Genomic DNA, 24,007 nt, shown 5'->3' with positions numbered 1-24,007 from the left:
CGTCTGAAAATTTTCAGACGGCCTTGAGTTTTCAAATAAAGCAAATAACAAACCTACCCTTTATTGAGAATTTGCTTGTTTTCTCCCTCGCGGCGCAATTCTTTAGGCAAGACAAATACAATGCTTTCTTCTGCGCCTTCTCCTTCACGTATGGTCTCATGTCCCCAGTCTTGAATGGTTTGTAAGACTTCTCGAACCAAGACTTCAGGCGCAGATGCGCCAGCAGTTACACCAACCTTGGTTTTGTTTTCAAACCATTCTTTTTTCAGATAGGAAGCATTATCGACCATATAGGCATCAACTCCGCGCAATGCGGCTACTTCACGCAAGCGGTTGCTGTTGGAAGAATTGGGCGAGCCGACAACAATCACAAGATCGCATTCTTCCGCCAATTCTTTAACGGCAGTTTGGCGGTTGGTTGTGGCATAGCAGATGTCTTCTTTGTGCGGATTGCGGATATTGGGGAAGCGTTGATTCAAAGCTGCAATGATGTCTTTGGTTTCGTCCACCGATAAAGTGGTTTGGCTGACGTAGGCCAGCTTGTCAGGATTTTTGACGTTCAGCCCGGCCACATCTTCCACTGTCTCGACCAAAAACATTTTACCCGGAGGCAATTGTCCCATCGTGCCTTCTACTTCGACGTGGCCTTTGTGGCCGATCATGATGATTTCGTAATCTTGGGCATCGAGGCGGGCTACTTCTTTGTGGACTTTGGTTACCAAAGGGCAGGTGGCATCAAAAACTCGGAAACCGCGTTGTGCTGCTTCTTCCTGTACGGCTTTGGATACGCCGTGAGCCGAGTAAATCAGCGTGGCCCCCTTGGGTACATCCGCCAAATCATCGACAAATACGGCACCTTTTGCCCGCAGATTGTCCACGACGAATTTGTTGTGAACGACCTCATGGCGGACGTAAATAGGCGCGCCGAATTCTTCGAGTGCACGTTCAACAATGCTGATGGCGCGGTCAACGCCGGCACAAAAGCCACGGGGATTGGCAAGGATAATGGTTTTTTGAGTCATGTGTGTTCCGTTTTCAGACGGCCTTTGTGTCGTTTGAAGATGTTTTTTTGTGCAGCAAACCATCTAATACCAAGCAAACCGCGCCAACGCAGATAAAGCTGTCGGCAATGTTAAATGCTGGATAGAACCAGTTTTGCCAATAGAAAAGCAGAAAATCGACAACGTGGCCGTGAATCAGACGGTCAACCACATTGCCAATTGCGCCGCCGATAATCATGGCTGCCCCCAGTTTGCCCCAGCGTCCAAACTCATCGCGCCAGATGGCACGGGCCAAATACAGGCTGATTACGACGGCCAGACCTAAAAAGAAGAATTTTTGCCAGCCGCCTTGGTCGGCCAAAAAGCTGAATGCCGCGCCTGGATTATAGGCAAGCGTCAGGTCAAAAAAGCCTGGAATGATATTGAGGCGTTCGCCTTCGGTAAAGTGTTTCAAGATTTCCCATTTGCTCAGTTGGTCAAGAATGATGGCAACGAGGGAAAGTAAGAAAAAGGGTGTTTTTGCAGAAGAGGATGAACTCATGTTTTCAGACGGTTTATGTAATAAAGGGCTTATTTTACCTGAAAGCAGGCAGGAAGTGTTTGCGATGGCAACGACGTTAAGGCCGTCTGAAAATAGAAACGCCGCCACTTGAATGTATCAAAGGGCGGCGTGGTAAGCATGTGCGGGCTTATTGGTTTTTAAGCAATGGGAAGCCCAGTTTCTCGCGGCTTTCAACGAATTTTTGTGCAACGATACGGCTCAGTGCACGAATGCGGCCGATGTAGGTTGCGCGTTCGGTAACGGAAATGGCGCCGCGTGCATCCAAGAGGTTGAACGTGTGGCCGGCTTTGAGTACAAGCTCGTAAGCAGGCAGGGCAAGACTGGTGTCTTCAACTGCAAGCAGGCGTTTGGCTTGTTCTTCGTAGTCGTTGAATTGGCGCAAGAGCCAATCGGCATCGCTGTATTCGAAGTTGTAGGTAGATTGTTCAACTTCGTTTTGATGATAAACGTCGCCGTAAGTGACGATGTTGCCATCAAGGGTTTTTGCCCAAACGAGGTCGTACACATTTTCCACGCCTTGCAGATACATGGCGAGACGCTCGATGCCGTAGGTGATTTCGCCAAGTACAGGGGAGCAGTCGATACCGCCGACTTGTTGGAAGTAGGTGAATTGGGTTACTTCCATGCCGTTGAGCCAAACTTCCCAACCCAAACCCCAAGCGCCGAGAGTAGGGTTTTCCCAGTCGTCTTCGACAAAGCGGATGTCGTGTACTTTAGGGTCGATACCCAATTCGCGCAGGGAATCGAGATATAGGTCTTGAATATTGGCGGGAGCTGGTTTGAGCGCAACTTGGAATTGATAGTAGTGTTGCAGGCGGTTGGGGTTGTCGCCATAGCGGCCGTCTTTGGGGCGGCGGCTGGGTTGAACGTAAGCGGCAAACCAAGGCTCCGGGCCTAATGCACGCAGGCAGGTGGCTGGATGGGAAGTCCCGGCACCGACTTCCATATCGAAAGGTTGGATAACGGTGCAGCCTTTGTCTGCCCAGTAGTTTTGTAATTTGAAAATAATTTGTTGGAAGGTGAGCATGGTGGATGGAATAGATTGGAATATAAAGAGGGTATTTTACTGTTTTGAGCCTGTTTTGGATAGGCTGAAGGAAGCGGCGTAGGTTATTTGCCGTCCAATAGGTCTGAAAAAGGGTCGTCTTCTGAAGAAACGGTGTATTTTTCTTGAGCCCATTCGCCTAAATCAATGAGTTTACACCGTTTGCTGCAGAAAGGGCGGTAGGGGCTGTCGGTATTCCAAACGACTTCTTTGTGGCAGGTCGGACATTTTACAACAGGAGCGGTCATGCAGTTTCTTTCAGTGATTGTGCAATGGATTGATAGTATTGATGCAGGCGGAAAACCTTGATTTTTGCTTCTTCCAAGCTATGAGTATTGTCCAATACGTCGTCGGCATGAAGCAGTCTGTCAGATCGGGAAGCTTGGGTAGCCATGATTTGGCGCGTCTGCTCTTCTGAAAAACCATTGCGTTGGTGTACGCGTTCGATTTGGACGGACTCTGGAACATCTACAACTAAAATGCGGTCAGTCTCCGCTTTAAATGCCGGATTCTCAATTAAAAGCGGTACATCGACAATGCCGTAGGCAGAGGAAGCAAGTTTTTGTTTCTGCTGTTGGATTTTGTTTAAGATTAATGGCAGAAGCAGGTTTTCCAGTTGTTTTTTGGATTGAGGCCGTCTGAAAACCTCTTCCCGTAAAGCCGTACGATTCAGACGGCCTTTGCTGTCAAAAACCTCATCGCCGAAAAGCTGGCGGATGGCTGGAAGCGCTTCACCGTTTTCAGCGGTCAGTGAGCGGCTGATGGCATCGGCATCGATAATGGGTACGCCAAGTTCGGCAAACATTTGGGCGATAGATGATTTGCCGCTGCCGATACCGCCGGTCAAGCCTATCCATAATGTCATTATCGGAATCCTGATTGTATGAGCCACCATTGTACCAGTTGGGTAATAGGTGCATTGGCAACCAAAATAATCCATCCTGCTACAGCGAGGCTGGGACCAAAAGCAAAATATTGACCTTTACCGACACGGGCGATGAGCGCGCCCACCAGCCCGACTAAGGCAGCCATGAAGATCAGAACAGGCAATATCCCTACGCCCAGCCATGCGCCGAGTGCGGCCAAAAGTTTGAAATCGCCATTGCCCATGCCGATTTTACCGGTCAGAAGTTTATAGACAGCGCATAAAGTATAAAGGCTCATATAGCCTGCGATTGCACCCCAAACGGCTGAATGCAGGGGTACGAATGTATCGTTCAGATTAAACAGCAGGCCGATCCAAATTAGGGGCTGAGTCAGGCTGTCGGGCAAATATTGCGTATCAGCATCGATAAAGGTCAGCGCAATCAATATGGCAGTCAGAATGAATCCGCCAATAGTCGCCCATGACCAGCCGTATTGCCACGCGACAATACCGAATAAGACACCTGTCAGCAGCTCAATCAACGGATAGCGTATGCTGATATGAGTTTTGCAGGCGTGGCATTTCCCGCCCAGTAAAACATAGCTGAGGATGGGTATATTTTGCCAAATTCTGATCGGACTTTTGCATTTTGGGCAGCGTGAATCCGGTTTACGCAGATTAAATGGCTGTTTTTCTTCGTCTGCCAATTCGATGCCCAAATGCTCTTTAGAAAATTGTGTCCATTCGCGTTCCATCATTATCGGCGTGCGATAAATGACAACGTTTAGAAAACTGCCAATCAGTAATCCCAAAATAACGGCTAAAGGAATCGCGAATGGTGCAAGAACGGAGAGGGCGTCGATGGCAGAGTAAATACTATCAAGCATATCAACCTACGACATTACCCAAGTTAAACAGCGGCAGATACATGGCAATCAGCAAAATACCGATGAGCGAACCCAATACCACCATGATGATAGGTTCCATCAAGGCAGACAATCGGGAGACGGAGTTATCTACTTCATCTTCGTAGAATTCGGCTGCTTTGTTCAGCATATCATCCAAAGAGCCTGACTCTTCGCCGATGGCCGCCATTTGAATCACCATGTTGGGGAACATATCAGTACTTTGCATACTGGATGTCAGCGACAGACCTTGGGTTACCTTGGCGCGGATGTCTTGAGTGGCTTCTTCATAGAGAATATTGCCGGATGCGCCTGCAACTGAATCTAATACTTCCACCAAAGGAACGCCGGCCGCGAAGAGGGTAGAAGTCGTACGCGCCCAACGGGCAATGGTCGCTTTACGGACGATGGTACCGAAGATAGGCAACCTCAAAATCAAAGCATCGATTCGCTTTTGGAAGGTGGGCGATTTCTCATGGAGTTTGTACAGGCCGAAGGCGGAAGCAATCAAAAGGATGATCATAATCCAGCCGTAATCGACGAATAAATCAGACAAGTTCATGACGAGTTGGGTAAGGTCTGGCAGCTCTGCACCCATATTGGCATAAACTTCTTTAAAGGCAGGCAGTACAAACATCATCATGATGAAGATAAGCGCGATGGCCACCACGATAATGGCAATCGGGTAGGTCAGCGCGGTTTTAACCTTTTTCTTAATGGCTTGGGTTTTTTCTTTATAAACAGCCAGTTTGTCCAATAAGCTTTCCAGTACGCCGCCGGATTCGCCTGCGCTGACCAGGTTGCAATAGAAACGGTCGAAATATTTTGGATATTTGGAGAACGATTTGCCCAATGCACTACCTTGTTCGACATCGGAGCGAACCTGCATCAGCATTTCGGTCATGCTCGGATTGGAGTGGCCGCGCGCAACGATTTCAAAAGCCTGCATCAGCGGCAAGCCTGCCTTCATCATTGTTGCCAGTTGGCGCGTAAACACTGTGATGTCTTCTTGGGTAATACGGCGTTTGCGTGCGGTTTTGACTTTGCTGATGCGCAAAGGACGAATGCCTCTGCGCTGGAGTTTTTTGCGCGCCTCTTCTTCATCTTTGGCAACTACTTCGCCGCGGACAAGACGTTCGGTCTCGATGTTTTTTCCTTCAAATGTAAAACGCTTACCTTTGCTTCTTGAACCGAACAGACTTCTTTTTTGCTCTGCTTGAGCCATGAGTTATCCCTTGTTAGTAAGAAATAAAGCGGACTGTTTCCCCGTGACGCTTTATTGTAATTTTCGAAAATATGGCAGTTTAGTCATTGGTATGAGCAGTTACTTCTTCCAACGAAGTCAGGCCTTGCATGACTTTCATGAGGCCGGCGCGACGCAGGTCTACCATGCCTTCCTGATAGGCCATGTTCATGATATCAACTTCTGTACCGTTGTTCATAATGACTTTTTGCATTTCATCGCTGACCGGCATGACTTCATAAATACCGACGCGGCCTTTAAAGCCTTTGCCACGGCAGCTGTCGCAACCAACCGGGCGGTAGAGTTTCCAATCTTGAGCCAAGTCCGCATCGGTAAAGCCGGCTTTTTTCAATGCCGGAACCGGCGGGCGCTCCACTTCGCGTTTGCAGTTTGGACACAGTCTGCGCAACAGCCTTTGCGCCATAATCAGGCTGACCGAGCTGGCGATGTTGAAAGGCGCGACACCCATGTTCAAAAGGCGGGACAGCGTGGCCGGTGCATTATTGGTATGCAGGGTAGAGAAAACCATGTGGCCTGTTTGGGCGGCTTTAATGGCGATGTCGGCGGTTTCCAAGTCGCGGATCTCACCGACCATAATAATATCAGGATCTTGACGCAAGAAGGATCGGAGTGCGGTGGCAAACGTCAGGCCTTGTTTTTCATTGACGTTGACTTGGTTGACGCCCGGCAGGTTAATCTCGGCCGGATCCTCTGCTGTTGAAATGTTGACATCTTCCGTGTTCAAAATACTTAGGCAGGTATAGAGCGAAACGGTTTTACCCGAGCCTGTCGGGCCGGTAACCAACACCATGCCGTAAGGGCGGTTGATGGCCTCAAGCAGCATTTCTTTTTGGAAAGGCTCTAAACCGAGCTGGTCGATATTGAGCGATGTACCATCGGAATTTAGGATACGCATCACCACTTTTTCGCCAAACAGCGTCGGCAAAGTGCTGACACGGAAGTCAATAGGACGGCCGTGTTTGTGGAAGGCAATTTGAATTCTGCCGTCTTGCGGAATACGTTTTTCAGAAATATCCAAACGCGCCATCACTTTGATGCGCGATGCCAACTGGCCGCGCACGGCGACAGGCGGCTGTACGACTTCACGCAACTGTCCGTCCACGCGGAAACGGACGCGCGCCATTTGCTCGTAGAATTCAAAGTGGATGTCCGATGCGCCTGCGTTTAGGGCGTCGGATAAGGTTTTGTGGATGAAGCGGGGGATAGGGCCGTCTTCAGCCTCTTCATTATCGATATAAAGCGACTGAGATTGCTGCGTTGCTTCATGTTCTTCGTTGATTTCTTTCAGAATGGTGGTCGAACGCTGACCCAACCATTCCAGCAAGGAGCTGAGTTGGTCATCGGGAACTACCACCAAATCAACGCTTAAACCTGAAGAAAAAGCGATTTTTTGGAAGTTTTGGATTTGAGTCGGATCGGATACGGCGAAATAAACCTTGCGTCCGCGTTTGAAAATCGGAACGCAACGGTTTTGCACCATTTGCTCTTCCGTCAGAATGTCGCCGACTACATTATTGCGCGGATAGTAGTGCAAATCCAAAAGGGGATAGCTGAATACGCGCGCAACCAATTCGCCCAAGGCTTTAGGGGTGATGATGCCGTCTGAAAACAAGTCGGGCAGGATTTCTTTGCCCGATTGTAAAAGGCTGTTGTAATGTTCCGCTTGTTGATTTGAGATGGTTTGGCTTTGAACCAAAACACGCAATAATCCGACACTCATTTATATTTTCCGTTTCTTGTGCAGTTTTCCCTTTAATTTAGAGGAAAGCCGTATTATTTTATCATTATTATGATTAAAGCATATGGTTAATTATGCAAATCTGCTTAAGTTGCAAAGACATGCTTCTGCTTTAATTGTATTTTTATTTCAGACGGCCATTATAAAGCAAGGAGAATAGGCGTTAAACTTAATATTTTGGGATGATGATGAAAAAACAACAATTTTGTCATATGAATCCAATCAATAACGAAATTATATTTCATGTTGCTATCCCTTGTTAGAAGACGGCAGAAAAGGTTGTTTTGATGGATAGACGGTTGGAATTTGAAATATGAAAAGGCCGTCTGAAAAGAGGAAACACATAATTTCAGACGGCCTCTGTTTTTGATTTTCTTATCCGTAAATCTTGGTTCGGATTTCAATAAGGGCATTGATTGCCAAACTGCTATTTACAGTTTCCGGTAGATCGGACTGGGCGAACAAATTTTCCACTTCGTTAATCAATGTTTCTGCACGCGCCAACAGTTCATTGTAAGGAAAAGAACCGCGCTTGATGGCCAGCAATTCGTCACGATTGGGACGGCGTGGACGGATTTCGCCATGAAGGGCAATATCGCGCGCAGTTTCAAGCAGGCGGAAGGTGTGCATCATATTTTTTGCATCGTAACCTTGACCGTGTGCCTGCGTGCCTTGATAGCGTGTTTCGTTGCGTTCTGCCAGCCATTGTTGATAAGAGGAATATTCGCGGCAGTAGCTGCTGTATCCGTCTTGGTTGAAGGATAGATGGGCAAGCGGTGTTTCTCCTTCTGGAATGGGGCTGAGTGAAAGTGTTGTGGCTTCAGGTTTGGGTGCAATACCGTGGTAGCCAAGCGTGCCGTCGGCATCGTAAAACAGCGCATAAAGTTCTCGGGCGTGGGCTATTTTGATTAAGCCTACACGCCTTTGCTCCATTCCGCGTTGTGTAAGCCAGTACTGCAACGGTACGGTTTGCCTGCCTTCTATGATGTAGCAGAAATCAAGGATGCTTTTCTTTTCAGACGGCATCGGATTGCTGATTTTTTTATTCAATCCCCGTGCTTTTTTGATTTGTCTGTAGGCATAGCCTGCAAAACTTTGCTGACAGGTTTTGGAGATAAACCATTCGGTTTTGAATGCATCCATCAATGGCGAACGGTATCGCACACAGTCGGAAGGGGAGACCAGCAGCTCTAGTGTGTTCGGATTGCTTTGCAGCAGCAATTCGATAAACCGTCCCAGTTCGTAATACACAATATCGTTGGTTTCATTGCTGATTTGTGGGATGTATTCCATGCCGTAAAACATGGATTTGGGCAGGTAAAACACGCCTTTGATGTCGGTATCGGACTCAGGCGTTGCCAAACCGTAGGCGCGGCTGCCGGACACGGCTTCAAGCAGAATCAGATTTTGCGTGTGCAAGTCTTCGGGGGTCAGCATATTCAGACGGCCTTTTACGGATAAATGGTTGCCAAGGTGGAGCGGAACAATTCGTTCAAAGGTCCGCTATCGGCAGGTTCGGCAGTAGGGGCAGACAAGGCAGAAACTTCGTTATATAGATCAATAGTCAGCTTTTGCAGCTCTGGCGATAATGTGTGCAGATAACTTTCGTCCTGTCCTGCTTTTAATGCAACCAGATCAGTAATTTGGGTAGCACAATCTGTCTGCCACTCATTCATCAACTCAACCAAAGTCATTGGCGGAATACCGCCTTGTTTCACTGCCCAGCGTGCCGCCAATAAAGGGCGTAAGACGTAAAACCATTTCTTCAATTTAATCGGCTGCGCCAAATCCATGGCTTTCAAAGTATTGCCGGCGATACCGCGATAATGGTGCAACAACGCGGCGGCTTGGACGTATTGGGGCACAAGTTCGTTCAGACGGCCTATGAATGCCTTATCTTGTGTATAAACAATCGGCGAACGCAACCATTCCAGCAATACGGCATTGCTTTTTCTCAACAGGCGCAAAGCCTTGCGGATATCCCAGCCACCTACGTCAAACCATTGGTTTTCAATAAATTCAAACGTATCTTTTGCTTCATCAATTTGCAGATAATGTTCTTGCGGACGGATATAAATGGCACGAACATCATAATCGCTGTCGGGTGAAGCAAAGCCCCATGCGCGGCTTCCACTCTCCGCCGCCAACAGAAAATGCAGTGGTTCTGCAAGTGAAATTTGAGTCAGTTTTTCTTGAATGGTTTGTTTCATGATGTTTCCTGAAAAAAAGCCGTCTGAAAACCTAAAGTTTCCAGACGACATTTTAAATATTTTTCCCTACGCCTTTAAATTTCTCTACAAACACAGAAATTTTTTGGAAGACACTTTGTTTCTTCGTTAAATACTGTGGGTTGAGCGGGCTCATTTTCGGCAGGGCTTCGGTTAGTTCCGTTCCATTTTCACTGGCATAGCCGCGTTTGAGTGAGCTGGTTAAATAGCGTTTGGCGGCAGTTTCGTTCAGGCCTTCGGCGGCAATCAACTCTGCTGCTTCGCTCTTCATCACTTCTTGCGCGTATGCGTAAAAGGTTTCCAGTATGGTGGGAACGTCGGGCACTTTGTCCAAATCCGTATCATTGATAAAATCTACAATCAGGCTCTCCTTGGCACGGTGGTCGATACTGGCGCGGATGATGCGGCGGATTTCTTCCACCAGCTCCGCTTTGCCTTTGATTTTTTTGTGATGCTCGAAAACCAGTTGCAAGATGTAATCTAGATTGATTTCCTGCGATTTGAGCAAATCTACCTCAAAAACCACATCGTCCCAGTCGATTTTTGATTGCTCTTTCTGTTCGCCTGCTTTTTGGCGGCGCAGCCAGTCACGGATGTCGTTGTAGACAGAGCGGTAATCCTGCACTGCCCTTTCAGACGGCATCGGCACTTGCCGCATTTCCTGCACGTCTTCATCGCTCAGGTAGTATTTTTCCTGAAACGCCTTCATAGCATCTTCGTCCGCCGCATCCACATTCTGCAACTCGCGCAATGCGGCAAATTCATCGTAGTTCTGCAATACGTTTTCCGCCCGCAGGTATTCGCCGAAGAGTTTTACGAAGGCTTTTTTGTCTTTTTCCTTTTCGATTCTATCGGGATCGGGGAAGTTTTCGCGCAATTCTTTTGCCACATCCAAATAGCCGCGCCGCGCTTCGCCGGTCTGGCTGTCGGTATAGCCGTTCATGTATTCTTCGTAGCTTTTTTCCAGCACCACATTTTTGGTGTTTTTGTCGCCAAACAGGGTAATCGCATCAATGGTTGCCTGCTCCAAATTGCGGAAGCAGACAATGTTGCCGAAGGTTTTGGTGGCATCATAAATGCGGTTGGTGCGAGAAAACGCCTGCATCAGGCCGTGATAGCGCAGGTTTTTATCGACAAACAGCGTGTTCAGCGTCGGCGCATCAAAACCCGTCAAAAACATGCCGACCACAATCAGCAAGTCCACTTCCTGATTTTTCACCCGTTTTGCCAAATCGCGGTAGTAGTTCTGAAAGGCTTTGCTGTCCGTGCCGAAATTGGTTTTAAAACAGGCGTTGTAATCGTTGATGGCAGCCTGCAAAAATTCTTTCGCACTGCTGTCCATCGCTTCCGGTTCAAAGGTCTCGTCAACAATTTCACCGACGGCGTTTTGCTCTTCGTTGGCCGCAAAGGAAAAAATGGTGGCCACTTTCAGCGGGTTCAGGCTGCCTGCCTGTTGTGTTTTGAACGCTTCGTAATAGCACTTCGCCGCATCTACGCTGCTGACGGCAAACATGGCGTTAAAGCCTTTGCCGCCTGCGTTCAGCCGGTGCGTTTTCTGCCTGAACTGGTTCAGGATATATTGCGTGATTTCGCGGATGCGTTCGGGGTGCAGCAGGGCTTGGCGGTTTTCGGCGGCACTCAGTTTCTTCTCGTCCTGTTCCGCTTCCACGGCTTTGAACTGCGGGCGCACATCGTTGTAATCCACTTTGAATTTCAATACTTTTTCATCGCGGATGGCATCGGTAATCACATAAGAATGCAGCTCCCGCCCGAACACGCCCGCCGTGGTTTCTGCGCCCAAAGCGTTTTCAGGAAAAATCGGCGTACCGGTAAAGCCGAACTGGCAGAATTTTTTAAATTTCTTTTTCAGGTTTTTTTGTGCTTCGCCGAATTGCGAGCGGTGGCATTCATCGAAAATAAATACAACCTGCTGGTGATAAACCGGCAGATTATCTTCACTCTTCATCAGATTGTTCAGTTTTTGGATGGTGGTAACGATGATTTTGTTGTCGTCTTTTTCCAAATTGCGTTTTAAGCCCGCCGTGCTTTCCGAACCGTTCACGCTGTCGGGTGAAAAACGTTGGTATTCCTTCATCGTTTGATAGTCCAAATCCTTCCTGTCTACAACGAAGAAAACCTTGTCGATAAACTTCGATTCCGTCGCCAGACGCGCCGCCTTAAAGCTGGTCAGCGTTTTGCCGCTGCCCGTGGTGTGCCAGACATAGCCGCCGCTTTCCGGTTTGCTCCAATTCTTCGCCTGCGCAGAGCTGTTGATTTTCCACAAAATGCGTTCGGCGGCGGCAATCTGATACGGCCGCATAATCAGCAGCGTATCATTCGCATCAAACACGCTGTAATGCAGCAAAACGCTCAGCAATACGCTTTTCTGCAGGAACGTGGCGGTAAAGTCTTTCAAATCTTTAATCGGATAATTGTCCGACCGCGCCCAATTCATCGTGAAATCAAAGCTGTTTTTGTCGCGCTTAGTGGTGTTGGCGAAATAGCGCGTGTCCGTGCCGTTGGAAATCACGAAAATTTGCAGGAATTTGAACAGCGAATTTTCGCTGTTGAAGCTCTCTTTGCTGTAACGGTGCACCTGATTGAATGCTTCCCGCACCGCCACGCCGCGCTTTTTCAATTCAATCTGCACCAGCGGTAGGCCGTTTACCAACACGGTAACGTCATAGCGGTTTGCATGCGTGCCCGTCTGCTCAAACTGGTTGATAACCTGCACATGGTTGCGGGCAAGGGTTTTCTTGTCCAGCAGATAAATATTTTTCAGACGGCCGTCATCGAAAGCGAAATCGTAAATATGGTCATCGTGGATTTTGCGGGTTTTGTCGGTAATGTTTTCAGACGGCCTGTCCAGATATTCCGTTAAAAAACGCGCCCATTCGTCGTCTGAAAACGCCACATCGTTCAGCCGCTGCAACTGGGCGCGCAGGTTTTCCAACAGCCTGCTTTGGCTGTTCAAGTCCTTGCGGTATTCGTAACCCTGATTCTGCAAATCGGCGATTAATTCCGCTTCCAACTGGTTTTCCGATTGGTAGCTGCCCGACTGTTCGATTTTTTCATATTGGTCAAGCACGATGAAATTCGGCGTTTCGGCGATGGGTTTGGTTTCGAGGCTCATGGATTATCTCTTTGTTCATTACTTTGAAAAAAATTATAGTTATCCAGCAAGTGTTTCAGAAGTAATTTGATAGTTTCTTGTTCTTGCCGTGTTGGTTCAATAAATTCCTCATTTGATAATGTAGAATGACTTGTGAAGTTAATAATACGTTGAAAATAGTTTTGTCTACCATCTTCAGGCAGAAGATTAGACCATTCTTCATAACCTAAAAAATTAGCTGTTTTCTCATACAGGTTTCTTAGTAAAATAAAATGAAATCTCTCTACTTGTTGATTTTGTATAGCTTTTTCAATAACTCCTTTTAAGTGAAGGTGATATGAAAAACTTTTATTGGAATCCCCACGTTTTTCAAGAATATCAAAACTACCATCTTCATTTTTTAACAAAAGATAACTTCCATTTTTATTTTTCAACTTTAGTTCATTGTATAGAACGTTGTAAAATAAAACATTATGTGTGGTAATAATAAACTTTAACTTTGATTCGCTACTTTTTATCAAATCAGCCAAATCAACCGCTTGCTGAATCAGATGATTTTCATCCAAAGAGCTGACAGGGTCATCAATAAAAATATATTCCAAATCGTCAAACTGATCTGTGGAACGTCCTTCTTCGCTATCTTCTGGAATATTCAATTCAGCGATGACTTGTCTGATTAATACATAGAAAATGCTCCAAATAAAATTACTTTCTTCACCTTTGGAAATTTTGATATTTTCAATCTGCTCATCATTACCACGAGCAAAATAAAATGCAATTTCTGAAAAATCATCATTAAAATCAGGAGTCAACTTATCATCTGTATAATATTGAAAGTTTTTAATAACAGCTCCATCCAGTCCATTATCCCTAAGCAACCAGTCGGTAAAACTATTCTTTTGAATTTTTAATCTTGGAGCTTCGTTCGCTAACAAATCATTGTCCCAAAAGAATAAATCTTCAGTAAATGCATTATAGTAGAGAAATTTTCTCCTTGTTGGCTCTCCGTCTGCCTCCTCTGAACTGGTTGGAGCAATTAAATTCTTAAACTCTCCGGATAAGCGCGTTTTCCCTGTTCCGTTAAAGGCGTAGATAAGCTGAACTTTTTTATTGCTTTCTTTTAATTGTTCAGCAATCTCAGTTAAACTTTTTCCCATTATATTTCCTTATTAATATCTTCAGACGACATAATCCCAATTTCAGGCTGCCTTAGGGAAGGCAAGCAGTTGTTCGCGGTAATATTCGTATTGTTTGCGGCGCAGGGCGATTTCGTGTGGCAGGCCTTCGCTGATGGAGTGGGTCAGGGTGTCGAATTTGTCGAGGATGGCGACGATTTTTTCCTGTTCGGGGAGTGAGGGGAATGGAAAACGCATATTACTAAAAGTAGCAAGATTAATATTTTCTTGTGCACTACCCATCCCTTTTTCTTGTAACTTCATTTTCAATGAAGATAACAAATATTCAACATAATCAGATGTTGTTTCTTTAGGATTTGCAACAAAGCCAATCACGCTATCAGGAAAACATGCATCAAAACCAAGAACGGCAGTCTCTGCAATATTTGCAGCGATAGTTATGCAAAGCGTTCCCTTTTTCCAAAGCTTGCTTTGCTTTAAACCAAAATCATTATATGTCTGAGTATACGATTCAATAATATGACCTGCATTTTTTATGTCCCCTGTTTGAATAAATGGAATACTCCCTCCATATAGTCGAACATCATTTCTAGGTCTGTGTTTAGATTTCCCCCGCCCAAAATCTAATGCCACCTCCCCCAACGTCTTCCAAACCACATCTTTCAGACGTCCTTTATAGTTATCAGCTATCCCCCCCCCGATTCGATTGTTAAAATCTAAAAGGAAGTCGCGGTAATACTGGTATTGGCGTTTGCGCAGGGCTAATTCTGCTTCTAGCGTAGCTTCTAGCGTAGCTTCTAGCTCGGTGAATTTGTCAAGTATTTTTACAATTTTTTGTTGGATTTCTAGGGGTGGGATGGGAATTTTGATTTTTGCTATTTCAGTAACTTTTAATGAAGGATACGACTTATCTGGAATCAGTTCATTAACGTCAAATTGCGATAAGAAATAAAATAAATATTTTGCTAAAACAATTTTCTCATTTCTATAAATTGTTGCTAAGTGTGATGAAACATAACTATCTATAGTAAGCATCACGCGATGATTTAATAAGGTTGAAGCTCCACTTTTTGGTAATAAGATAGTTTCTTTTTTAAAAAGTCTTAATCCTTTTATTCCTATATCGTTTAACTTATCTTGTATCTGATAAAAATTGATAGAGTGATGAACCCTTCCAACATCAGATGTCCTACAAAATGGGTAAATACCATTTTCAAAAAAGGCACTATTTTGTGGTGCCGAATTGCCAGCAGACACTTCGGCTATCTCCCCCAACGGCTTCCACTCCACTGGTGCCGTCTGAATCATCTCAATCAATTTTTTCGCTTTGCTTTGTATATCCATGGTTGTTTTCCGTTTCCTTCTCGCTGCGGCGGGATGTGGGGCGGTTGTGTCCGTCGTAGGGTGGCTTCAGCTCACCGCTCCGCCTACCGTTGTTTTGCCGTTGTTTTGGTGGGCTGAAGCCCCCTTTCAAGCTGCTTTTTCCGGTAGTCTGAATGCGGCTTCGTCTTGCAGTTCTTGGCGGCGGGTTTGCACGGCAAAGTAGGTTTGCCCTGCAGCAATGACGTTTTTGGACGAATCGCCGTTTTGCACAATCAGGTAGCAGGCATAGCGGGAAGGGCGGTAATCCGGCACTTCGCGCTGCCTGCCTTTTCCAAGGGCTATCATTTTGTTGGTTTCAACAAAATGATGATTTTTGTCATTTCCTGATGTTTCGCAAACGGTTATGGCTTTGTCAATGGCCCGTTGGAAATTGCACCATTCGGAATATTCCAATATTTGCTGCAAGGTGCGCGCCGACCAATATTCATTGCCTGTTTCGTCGATGTGTTTGGTGTTTTCAAAAGCGTTGTTTTCTGTTGTCATGTATTTTCCCTGAAAATTTCTTGATTTGAACTTGTAAGGATTGCTTACAGGTTGCTACCCGTATTTTCAGACGGCCTCTTCCCGTTCAGTTGTTGCAAAATATGCAACAACTGCCTAGGCTTCAATCTCTGCAATTACTTCGTCAATTTCGCGCCGCAGCCGTTCGATTTTGGCGACGGTTTCGCTGATTTCGGCGTTGAGTTTTTTGATGTCGATGACCTCGCGGCTGTCTTCGGGTTCAACATAGTGGCTGACAGCGAGGTCGTAGTGTTTGTTTTTGACGGTTTGCTGGGCAGCGTTTTGGGCGATATGCGGCACATCGGCTTTGTCGGCGAAGAGTTTGACGATTTCGGCAATGTGTTCTTCGGTTAAGACGTTGTTGTTGGTTTCTTTTTTAAAGAAGCTGCTTGCATCGATAAATTGGATGTCGGTATTGTCTTTATGTTTGGACAAAACCAAGATATTGACGGCGATGCCGGTGCCGTAAAAGAGATTGGGCGCAAGGGCAATCACGGTTTCCACGTAGTTGCCCTCCACCAGATATTGGCGGATTTTCTGCTCTGCGCCGCCGCGATAGAAAATGCCGGGGAATGAGACAATGGCGGCGCGGCCTCTGCTAGAAAGGTAGTTCAGCGCGTGAAGGATGAAGGCAAAATCGGCTTTGGATTTCGGGGCGAGTACGCCTGCGGGGGCAAAGCGGTCGTCGTTGATTAAGGTGGGGTCGTCGCTGCCTATCCAGTTGATGGAATAAGGCGGATTGGAGACGATGGCATCAAAGGGTTTGCTGTCTTTGAGCTTGGGGTTAGTCAGCGTGTCGCCCAATTCGATGTGGAATTGGTTGTAATTGACGTTGTGCAGGAACATGTTCATGCGGGCGAGGTTGTAGGTGGTGTGGTTGATTTCCTGCCCGAAGAAGCCTTCTTCAATAATGTGTTCGTCAAACTGTTTTTTCGCCTGCAAGAGCAGGCTGCCCGAGCCGCAAGCGGGGTCGTAAATTTTGTTGACTTTCTCCTGCCCGTGCACCGCCAGCCGCGCAATCAGTTTGGAGACGCTTTGCGGGGTGAAAAATTCGCCGCCGGATTTGCCTGCGTTGGCAGCGTAGTTGGAAATCAGGTATTCGTAGGCATCGCCAAAAAGGTCGATGTGGTGGTCTTCAAAACTGCCGAAATCGAGTTCCGCCACGCCTTTGAGGACGGCGGCAAGGCGTTTGTTCTTGTCGGCAACGGTGCTGCCGAGCCGGCTGCTGGTGGTGTCGAAGTCGTCAAACAGGCCTTTGATGGCTTGTTCGGACGGATAGCCGGAGGCGGAGCTTTCAATCGCGGTAAAGATTTCTTTCAGCTTAGTGTTGAGCTCTTCGTTTTGATGGGCTTTGGCGGCAATATTGCAAAAAAGCTGGCTGGGGTAGATGAAATAGCCTTTGACTTTGACGGCATCGTCTTTGATTTCGGGCGTGATGATGCTGTCGGACATAGCGGCATAATCAATACTGCTGTCGCCTGCCTGCATATAGTCGGTGAAGTTTTCGCTGATAAATCGGTAGAAAAGCGTACCAAGAACGTATTGTTTAAAGTCCCAGCCATCCACCGCGCCGCGTACTTCATCGGCGATTTTCCAAATTTGGCGGTGGAGTTGGGCGCGTTGTTGTGTGGCGGACATTAGACGTTTCCTTATTGTTGTGAAAGGATAAGTTTGGCCGTCTGAAAAGTTGGAAACCAGCCTTTCAGACGGCCTCATATGTAATAAATATATGGGTAACTATCAAGATGAATTTCAGTAATCATGGATTCAGTCATAAATCCAATCTGTGGATCTGAATTGCATCTTTTGGGCTGAATTAAAACAGTCCAAATTTCCCTTACTTCATTGCTTTTAATCGGCCATGCAATTCCTGTACGCTGTACACACCCAAGTGTTCGCGGCTTTTTGCGCCTTCGCTCATGGCTTCGCCGCCGGCGATGGTGGTGTATTGCGGTACGCGTTGGGTGAGGGAGGTGCGGCGGATGCTGTGGCTGTCGGTCACAGATTGTACTGTGCTGCCGACGGTGTTGACCACTAGGGCGATTTCGCCGTTTTTAATGGCGTCCACGATGTGTGGGCGGCCTTCCTGCACTTTATTGACCGCTTGCACGATGATGCCGTGTTCTTTCAAGTATTCGGCGGTACCGCGTGTGGCGCAGACACCGTAGCCGAGTGCTTGGAAGTTTTGTGCGGTTTTGACGATGAGCGGTTTGTCTTCGTCGCGTACGGCAAGGAAGATTTTGCCGGTTGTGCTCAAGCGTTCGCCTGCGCCGAGTTGGGCTTTGAAGTAGGCTTCGCCGAAGCTTGCGCCTACGCCCATGACTTCGCCGGTAGAGCGCATTTCTGGGCCGAGAATGGTGTCCACACCCGGGAATTTGATGAACGGGAACACGGCTTCTTTAACGGCGTAGAAGTCCGGGATGACTTCTTTTTCTACGCCTTGCTCTTTCAGCGAGATGCCTGCCATTACGCGTGCGCCGACTTTGGCGAGCGGTACGCCGGTGGCTTTGGATACGAACGGTACGGTACGGCTGGCGCGTGGGTTCACTTCCAGTACGAAGACCACGCCGTCTTGTACGGCAAACTGTACGTTCATCAAGCCGACCACGCCCAGTGCGTATGCCATGGCTTTGGTTTGGCGGCGGATTTCGTCTTGAATCTCTTCGCTCAAAGAGTATGGGGGCAATGAACAGCCGGAGTCGCCGGAGTGGATACCTGCTTGTTCGACGTGCTGCATGATGCCGCCGATCACGACGTCTTGGCCGTCTGAAACGCAGTCTACGTCCACTTCGATGGCGTTGTTCAAGAAGAAGTCAAGCAATACGGGGCTGTCTTCGGAAACTTGTACGGCTTCGCGCATGTATTTTTGCAACTCTTCGGCAGAGTGAACAATCTGCATGGCTCGGCCACCGAGTACGTAAGAAGGACGGACAACCAACGGATAACCGATTTCTTCGGCTTTAACGAGGGCTTCTTCTTCGTTGTGGGCGATGCGGTTAGGCGGTTGACGTAGGCCTAAGTCGTTCAACACTTTTTGGAAGCGTTCGCGGTCTTCGGCGGCGTCGATGCTGTCGGCGGATGTACCAATGATGTTTACGCCGTTTTCAACCAATGCGTTGGCGAGTTTGAGCGGGGTTTGGCCGCCGTAATGCACTATCACACCCCATGGGTTTTCGGTGCGGACGATTTCCAATACGTCTTCCAAGGTCAGCGGCTCGAAGTACAGACGGTCGCTGGTGTCGAAGTCGGTGGATACGGTTTCGGGGTTGCAGTTGACCATGATGGTTTCAAAACCGGATTCGCGCAGGGCGAGTGCGGCATGAACGCAGCAGTAGTCAAATTCGATACCTTGGCCGATACGGTTCGGGCCGCCGCCGAGAATCATCACTTTTTTACGGTCGGAAGGACGGGATTCGCATTCTTCTTCGTAAGTGGAGTAGAGGTAGGCGGTTTCGGTGGCGAACTCGGCGGCACAGGTGTCGACGCGTTTGTAAACCGGATGCAGGTTCAGCGCGTAGCGGTGTTCGCGGACTTCTTTTTCGCTTACGTTCAACAATTGTGCCAAACGTTTGTCAGAGAAGCCTTTGCGTTTCAGACGGCGCAAAGCGGCATAATCCAAGTCTTGCAACTGGCCGTCTGAAACCGATTTTTCTTCTTTTACCAAGTCTTCGATTTGCGCCAAGAACCAAGGGTCGATGGCGCAGATTTCGTGGATTTCTTCCAGCGTGAAGCCCGCGCGGAACGCATCGGCTACAAACAGCATGCGCTCAGGGCCGGGGTTGGCCAGTTCGCGGCGGATTTCCGCTTTGTCTTCGCTGCGAGGGTTGAAACCGCACAAGCCGGTTTCCAAACCGCGCAAGGCTTTTTGGAAGCTTTCCTGAATGGTACGCCCCATCGCCATCACTTCGCCCACCGATTTCATCTGCGTGGTCAGGCGGTCGTCTGCGGCGGGGAATTTTTCAAACGCGAAACGCGGGATTTTGGTCACGACATAGTCGATGGAAGGTTCGAACGACGCGGGCGTGCGGCCGCCGGTAATGTCATTGCGCAACTCGTCCAGCGTAAAGCCGACAGCCAGTTTGGCCGCTACTTTGGCAATTGGGAAGCCGGTTGCTTTAGATGCCAACGCGGAAGAACGGCTCACGCGCGGGTTCATCTCAATCACAATCATCTCGCCGTTTTCAGGGTTCACCGCAAACTGAACGTTTGAGCCGCCGGTATCCACGCCGATTTCGCGCAACACTGCCAATGAAGCATTACGCATGATTTGGTATTCTTTGTCCGTCAGCGTTTGAGCCGGCGCAACCGTAATCGAGTCGCCCGTATGCACACCCATCGGGTCGAAGTTTTCAATCGAGCAAATAATGATGCAGTTGTCGTTTTTATCGCGTACAACTTCCATCTCATACTCTTTCCAGCCGAGAACGGATTGCTCAATCAGCAATTCATGCGTAGGCGATGCATCAAAACCGCGTTCGCAAATCGCTAAAAACTCGTCTTTATTGTAGGCAATGCCGCCGCCCGAACCGCCCATGGTGAAAGACGGACGAATCAGCGTCGGGAAGCCAACCTGTTCTTGCGCTGCCAAAGCCTCGTTCATGGTGTGGCAGACAAAAGATTTCGGGCAAGACAAACCGATTTTTTCCATCGCTTCTTTAAAGCGGCCGCGGTCTTCTGCCTTGTCAATTGCGTCTTCGGTCGCACCGATCAGCTCGACATTGTATTTCGCCAGCACACCGTTGCGCGCCAAATCAAGCGCACAGTTCAGCGCGGTCTGACCGCCCATGGTAGGCAGAATCGCATCGGGCCGCTCCTTGGCGATAATCTTCTCCACCGTCTGCCACATAATAGGCTCGATGTAGGTAACATCAGCCATTTCAGGGTCGGTCATGATCGTGGCGGGGTTGGAATTCACCAGAATGACTTTATAGCCTTCTTCACGCAAGGCTTTGCAGGCCTGTGCGCCCGAATAGTCAAATTCGCAGGCCTGACCGATAACGATAGGGCCGGCGCCGATGATAAGGATGGATTTTAGGTCGGTACGTTTGGGCATTTTACTTTCTCACACGATATTCAGGTTTTTAAATTTCATTATTGAGCAACTATTTCATAACCAAGAGTTTGCTTAACATGGTCAATAAACTTTTCAATACTATCTTTTCTCCATTGTGAACAAACTGCTATTTGCTCACCATTTTTTAATTGGATGATTTCTTTATCCTTAATATAAAATCTACCTTCTTTTTGATAATCCTTAAGCTCACCAAATATATTTAATACACCATTTGAGCCTTGTAATTTTTTAGGGAAAATTTGACTCAATTTGGCAAAGTCGGCTTCTGGGTTGTCTTTGCAATATTTTCTAACAACTTCCAAAACCAAACGGCCTTTTGTTAGGTCAGATTTGTCGTTAAATGTGTATTTTGTATAATCTCTGCTGTTAATTTCACGTTTTATTTCTTGGTCTGAATTTTTCTTTTCTTTGATTTTTAGCTGGTATTCTTCGGTCTCTTTGACGGGAATAATAGTATCTACATCCCAAATCAGATCGTTGTTTATTTCATACTGAGTAATCTTGATACATTTGATATCTAAGCCCTGCTCATTTAACCATAATACAGAATTGGTTAATTCTCTAGAGAAATCTTGATTAACCAGAATAATTCTAATGTTATCAAAATCTAATTTGTCGATTTCTTGGTCTAAGAAATCGGTAAAATCTTCCTGGGCATTTCCATGTGCGTAATCTTGGTAATGCCTTATAACATCTTGGATACTGAATAGCCTAATCATTGAGGCATAGCGGATGGCTTGTAAGTCCATGTGAAAACCATCGTCATTCCGCTTTAGTTCTATTACAACCAGTTTCCCAGATTTATCCAGTGCTAATAAATCTAACCTTTTTTTAGAATCTTCACATGGAGACAGTTCTTCGCTGATAATAAGTAAATCTTCGCCTAAAATTTTAGGATTGGATTTAATAATATTCTGTACATCCCGCTCTTTTGTGTGATTGTCTTTGAATGCTGTTAAATTCGGTACAGTAGCAGTTTGATCAATTTTATTAATTTGGAAGATGCTCATATCGCTATTTTCGTTTCCCTATTTTTATGACTTCTATAACAGTAGATGCCTTTTATTTTTCGATTGTTACTTTCTTGGCTTGTTTTAGGCGTATGGCCAAGCATTGCTCTATTATCAGTATTGAAGTATTTATTTTTCAAATATTTGGTTTCAAAGGCCGTCTGAAAATATTGTTGAGCATTTCATATCGAAGCAGGTTAGGCATAAATACCCAACCATACTCTTATTGGCATTAAAAACTAGTGACAAATGTAATCAAGCCCAAAATGATGCCCGGGGCGTTTGCCAGCATAACGGGATAGTCGCGTTTTTCTTTTAAAAAGCCGTAGGCAACCCATAATGTGCAGTTGATGGCGGCGACGAGGGGTTGCAGCGGCGAGCCGGGGTTGCCTGCCAGGTTGTTTTGGATTTGCGGGATATAGGAAACGTACATGCCGACGGCGGTCAGGGTGGCGACTACGGAGAGGATGCGCATTTGTTTTTCAGTCATGGGAGTTTCCTTTCTGACTTGAGTTACAGGGTTTTGAACTGCTTGATTTTCAGACGGCCTGTTGTTGAGTTGAGTGTGGCCGTCTGAAAAAATCAGCTTTATTGCTTCGCCGCTTTCATATTGTCAATGAATTTGTCAAACAGATAGCCGACATCCTGCGGACCGGGGCTGGCTTCGGGGTGGCCTTGGAAGCAGAATACAGGTTTGTCGGTCAGTTCGATGCCTTGCAAAGTGTTGTCGAACAAGGATTTGTGGGTAATGCGTGCATTGGCGGGCAGGGTGTCGGCATCGACGGCGAAGCCGTGGTTTTGGCTGGTGATGACGACTTTGCCGCTGTCCAAGTCTTGTACCGGATGGTTGGCGCCATGATGGCTGAAGCGCATTTTCAGGGTTTTTGCGCCGATGGCGAGGCTGATCAGCTGGTGTCCCAAGCAAATGCCGAAAATCGGTTTGCCGCTTTCCATTAATTTTTGTACGGCTTTGATGGCGTAGTCGCAAGGCTCGGGATCGCCGGGGCCGTTGGACAGGAAGACGCCGTCGGGGTTGAGTGCCAACACTTCTTCCGCGCTGGTTTGGGCGGGAACGACGGTCAGGCGGCAGCCGCGAGAGGCGAGCATGCGCAGGATGTTGGTTTTCACGCCGAAATCGTAGGCGACGACGTGGTAAGGCTGTTCGGCAGGGGTAACGAAACCTTTACCCAATTCCCATTCGCCTTCGGTCCATTCGTAAGTTTCTGTGCAGGAAACTTCTTTTGCCAAGTCTTTGCCGACCATGCTGCCGAATGCGGCAATCAGTTCTTGTGCTTTTTCAACGGTGGCATCTGCACCGGTCAAGATTGCACCGCCTTGCGAGCCTTTTTCACGCAACAGGGTGGTCAGGCGGCGGGTGTCGATGTCGGCGATGGCGACGGTTTTGTTGCGTACCAAATAGTCATGCAGGCTTTCGGAGGCGCGGAAGTTGCTGTGCAAGAGCGGCAGGTCGCGGATAATCAAGCCTGCGGCATAAACGCTGCGGCTTTCTTCGTCTTCGGCGTTGGTGCCGGTATTGCCGATGTGGGGGTAGGTGAGGGTAACGATTTGTTTGCAGTAGGAAGGGTCGGTCAGGATTTCTTGATAGCCGGTCATGGAAGTGTTGAACACGACTTCGCCGGAAGTCGAACCTTCGTAACCGATTGATGTGCCGTGAAATACGCTGCCGTCAGCGAGAACGAGAAGAGCCGGAGTGGTCATGATGGAATCCTGTTTGCCTGATGATGGTCGGTTCGAAAAAAAATGGGTCGGGCCGTCTGAAAAATAAAATTGTTTACAAAAAAGACAGCCTTCGGAAATCTCGGCTAAAAAAAAACACGCTCCGCAGCTTTGATTTTGCTGTGTAACGTGCTTTTTCAGACATAGCGGTCTATGCCGTAGAAGCAGTGTATTTTAAGTCAAAATGATAGGAATTTCAAGCATAGAGCAAGGAGTCGATAATTTAAAAACGTTTTACATTTACGGGACAATCCCTTGCTTTTGGAATGCCTGATGAGTAAGGTTGAACTAAATATCCAGTCTGGCCGTCTGAAAACTGATCAGGCAGATTGTTTCATTTTTGTTGTGTTTGAAATGCAGGCGTAGGGAAATTCAGCTGAATCAAACATGGAACAGGCTGTTTATGCTAAAATCGTAGCCTTATAAAAAATAAAAACAATGTCATT

18 protein-coding genes and 1 pseudogene are annotated in these 24,007 nt (G+C 47.2%); all 19 read right to left on the bottom strand.

Annotated elements, in window-relative coordinates; all coding sequences use genetic code 11:
• Positions 1 to 53: 53 nt before the first annotated feature.
• The gene (gene ispH / locus BBP27_RS07325) at positions 54 to 1,022 is read right to left on the bottom strand and encodes a 4-hydroxy-3-methylbut-2-enyl diphosphate reductase (RefSeq protein ID WP_049331909.1); all 969 of its coding nucleotides are present in this window, start codon (positions 1,020 to 1,022) and stop codon (positions 54 to 56) included.
• Between the two features lie 13 nt (positions 1,023 to 1,035).
• Positions 1,036 to 1,542 carry a signal peptidase II gene (lspA, locus tag BBP27_RS07320; protein WP_188212068.1) on the bottom strand — a complete coding sequence of 169 codons (507 nt, stop codon included), beginning with the start codon at positions 1,540 to 1,542 and terminating at the stop codon, positions 1,036 to 1,038.
• Between the two features lie 148 nt (positions 1,543 to 1,690).
• Positions 1,691 to 2,590, bottom strand: a complete 900-nt coding sequence (gene glyQ / locus BBP27_RS07315; protein WP_003685919.1) for a glycine--tRNA ligase subunit alpha — start codon at positions 2,588 to 2,590, stop codon at positions 1,691 to 1,693.
• Positions 2,591 to 2,673: 83 nt separating this feature from the next.
• Positions 2,674 to 2,856 carry a DNA gyrase inhibitor YacG gene (gene yacG / locus BBP27_RS07310; protein ID WP_003682475.1) on the bottom strand — a complete coding sequence of 61 codons (183 nt, stop codon included), beginning with the start codon at positions 2,854 to 2,856 and terminating at the stop codon, positions 2,674 to 2,676.
• Positions 2,853 to 3,473: a dephospho-CoA kinase gene (gene coaE / locus BBP27_RS07305; RefSeq protein ID WP_188212067.1), complete on the bottom strand. Its 621-nt coding sequence runs from the start codon at positions 3,471 to 3,473 to the stop codon at positions 2,853 to 2,855. Before coaE ends, yacG begins: the two co-directional genes overlap by 4 nt.
• Positions 3,473 to 4,360, bottom strand: coding sequence for a prepilin peptidase (locus tag BBP27_RS07300; protein ID WP_223168952.1), 888 nt, complete (start codon positions 4,358 to 4,360; stop codon positions 3,473 to 3,475). Before BBP27_RS07300 ends, coaE begins: the two co-directional genes overlap by 1 nt.
• 1 nt (position 4,361) lies before the next feature.
• Entirely contained in the window at positions 4,362 to 5,603 is a 1,242-nt protein-coding gene (locus BBP27_RS07295; protein WP_070615539.1) for a type II secretion system F family protein, read from the bottom strand.
• Positions 5,604 to 5,682: 79 nt separating this feature from the next.
• Positions 5,683 to 7,362: a type IV-A pilus assembly ATPase PilB gene (pilB, locus tag BBP27_RS07290; protein WP_188212066.1), complete on the bottom strand. Its 1,680-nt coding sequence runs from the start codon at positions 7,360 to 7,362 to the stop codon at positions 5,683 to 5,685.
• Positions 7,363 to 7,755: 393 nt separating this feature from the next.
• Positions 7,756 to 8,817, bottom strand: a complete 1,062-nt coding sequence (locus BBP27_RS07285; RefSeq protein ID WP_188212065.1) for a DNA polymerase beta superfamily protein — start codon at positions 8,815 to 8,817, stop codon at positions 7,756 to 7,758.
• A 14-nt stretch (positions 8,818 to 8,831) separates the two neighbouring features.
• Positions 8,832 to 9,590: a nucleotidyltransferase domain-containing protein gene (locus tag BBP27_RS07280; protein WP_188212064.1), complete on the bottom strand. Its 759-nt coding sequence runs from the start codon at positions 9,588 to 9,590 to the stop codon at positions 8,832 to 8,834.
• 52 nt (positions 9,591 to 9,642) lie between these two features.
• Positions 9,643 to 12,741: a type I restriction endonuclease subunit R gene (locus tag BBP27_RS07275; protein ID WP_188212063.1), complete on the bottom strand. Its 3,099-nt coding sequence runs from the start codon at positions 12,739 to 12,741 to the stop codon at positions 9,643 to 9,645.
• Positions 12,738 to 13,877, bottom strand: coding sequence for an AAA family ATPase (locus BBP27_RS07270; RefSeq protein ID WP_188212062.1), 1,140 nt, complete (start codon positions 13,875 to 13,877; stop codon positions 12,738 to 12,740). The genes BBP27_RS07275 and BBP27_RS07270 overlap by 4 nt, the downstream gene beginning before the upstream one ends.
• Before the next feature lie 42 nt (positions 13,878 to 13,919).
• A complete protein-coding gene (locus tag BBP27_RS07265; protein ID WP_188212061.1) occupies positions 13,920 to 15,200 on the bottom strand; it encodes a restriction endonuclease subunit S in 1,281 nt (426 codons plus the stop codon).
• 147 nt (positions 15,201 to 15,347) lie between these two features.
• Positions 15,348 to 15,722 (bottom strand): annotated as a pseudogene (locus BBP27_RS07260) (BRO family protein); the annotation flags it as partial.
• A gap of 114 nt (positions 15,723 to 15,836) precedes the next feature.
• Positions 15,837 to 17,378 (bottom strand): type I restriction-modification system subunit M, encoded by a 1,542-nt coding sequence (locus tag BBP27_RS07255; RefSeq protein WP_188212060.1) that lies wholly within the window; start codon positions 17,376 to 17,378, stop codon positions 15,837 to 15,839.
• 199 nt (positions 17,379 to 17,577) lie between these two features.
• Positions 17,578 to 20,793, bottom strand: a complete 3,216-nt coding sequence (gene carB, locus BBP27_RS07250) for a carbamoyl-phosphate synthase large subunit (protein WP_188212059.1) — start codon at positions 20,791 to 20,793, stop codon at positions 17,578 to 17,580.
• Positions 20,794 to 20,831: 38 nt separating this feature from the next.
• Entirely contained in the window at positions 20,832 to 21,824 is a 993-nt protein-coding gene (locus tag BBP27_RS07245; protein WP_188212058.1) for a PDDEXK family nuclease, read from the bottom strand.
• 232 nt (positions 21,825 to 22,056) lie between these two features.
• The gene (locus tag BBP27_RS07240) at positions 22,057 to 22,314 is read right to left on the bottom strand and encodes a SemiSWEET family transporter (RefSeq protein ID WP_049331825.1); all 258 of its coding nucleotides are present in this window, start codon (positions 22,312 to 22,314) and stop codon (positions 22,057 to 22,059) included.
• 98 nt (positions 22,315 to 22,412) lie between these two features.
• Positions 22,413 to 23,543, bottom strand: coding sequence for a glutamine-hydrolyzing carbamoyl-phosphate synthase small subunit (gene carA / locus BBP27_RS07235; RefSeq protein WP_188212057.1), 1,131 nt, complete (start codon positions 23,541 to 23,543; stop codon positions 22,413 to 22,415).
• Positions 23,544 to 24,007: the final 464 nt, after the last annotated feature.

The organism is Neisseria sp. RH3002v2g (assembly GCF_014596425.2).
Classification (GTDB): domain Bacteria; phylum Pseudomonadota; class Gammaproteobacteria; order Burkholderiales; family Neisseriaceae; genus Neisseria.
The sequence above is the reverse complement of the archived record's forward strand: the minus strand, read 5'-3'. Positions and strand labels throughout refer to the sequence as shown.

What these genes read in the sequence shown, in the direction of transcription:
- BBP27_RS07270 (WP_188212062.1), bottom strand. Translation starts at nt 13,877, where the DNA reads ATGGGAAAAAGTTTAACTGAGATTGCTGAACAATTAAAAGAAAGCAAT.
- coaE (WP_188212067.1), bottom strand. Translation starts at nt 3,473, where the DNA reads ATGACATTATGGATAGGCTTGACCGGCGGTATCGGCAGCGGCAAATCA.
- lspA (WP_188212068.1), bottom strand. Translation starts at nt 1,542, where the DNA reads ATGAGTTCATCCTCTTCTGCAAAAACACCCTTTTTCTTACTTTCCCTC.
- BBP27_RS07285 (WP_188212065.1), bottom strand. Translation starts at nt 8,817, where the DNA reads ATGCTGACCCCCGAAGACTTGCACACGCAAAATCTGATTCTGCTTGAA.
- pilB (WP_188212066.1), bottom strand. Translation starts at nt 7,362, where the DNA reads ATGAGTGTCGGATTATTGCGTGTTTTGGTTCAAAGCCAAACCATCTCA.
- glyQ (WP_003685919.1), bottom strand. Translation starts at nt 2,590, where the DNA reads ATGCTCACCTTCCAACAAATTATTTTCAAATTACAAAACTACTGGGCA.
- BBP27_RS07295 (WP_070615539.1), bottom strand. Translation starts at nt 5,603, where the DNA reads ATGGCTCAAGCAGAGCAAAAAAGAAGTCTGTTCGGTTCAAGAAGCAAA.
- BBP27_RS07240 (WP_049331825.1), bottom strand. Translation starts at nt 22,314, where the DNA reads ATGACTGAAAAACAAATGCGCATCCTCTCCGTAGTCGCCACCCTGACC.
- ispH (WP_049331909.1), bottom strand. Translation starts at nt 1,022, where the DNA reads ATGACTCAAAAAACCATTATCCTTGCCAATCCCCGTGGCTTTTGTGCC.
- BBP27_RS07275 (WP_188212063.1), bottom strand. Translation starts at nt 12,741, where the DNA reads ATGAGCCTCGAAACCAAACCCATCGCCGAAACGCCGAATTTCATCGTG.
- BBP27_RS07255 (WP_188212060.1), bottom strand. Translation starts at nt 17,378, where the DNA reads ATGTCCGCCACACAACAACGCGCCCAACTCCACCGCCAAATTTGGAAA.
- yacG (WP_003682475.1), bottom strand. Translation starts at nt 2,856, where the DNA reads ATGACCGCTCCTGTTGTAAAATGTCCGACCTGCCACAAAGAAGTCGTT.
- BBP27_RS07245 (WP_188212058.1), bottom strand. Translation starts at nt 21,824, where the DNA reads ATGAGCATCTTCCAAATTAATAAAATTGATCAAACTGCTACTGTACCG.
- BBP27_RS07265 (WP_188212061.1), bottom strand. Translation starts at nt 15,200, where the DNA reads ATGGATATACAAAGCAAAGCGAAAAAATTGATTGAGATGATTCAGACG.
- carA (WP_188212057.1), bottom strand. Translation starts at nt 23,543, where the DNA reads ATGACCACTCCGGCTCTTCTCGTTCTCGCTGACGGCAGCGTATTTCAC.
- carB (WP_188212059.1), bottom strand. Translation starts at nt 20,793, where the DNA reads ATGCCCAAACGTACCGACCTAAAATCCATCCTTATCATCGGCGCCGGC.
- BBP27_RS07300 (WP_223168952.1), bottom strand. Translation starts at nt 4,360, where the DNA reads ATGCTTGATAGTATTTACTCTGCCATCGACGCCCTCTCCGTTCTTGCA.
- BBP27_RS07280 (WP_188212064.1), bottom strand. Translation starts at nt 9,590, where the DNA reads ATGAAACAAACCATTCAAGAAAAACTGACTCAAATTTCACTTGCAGAA.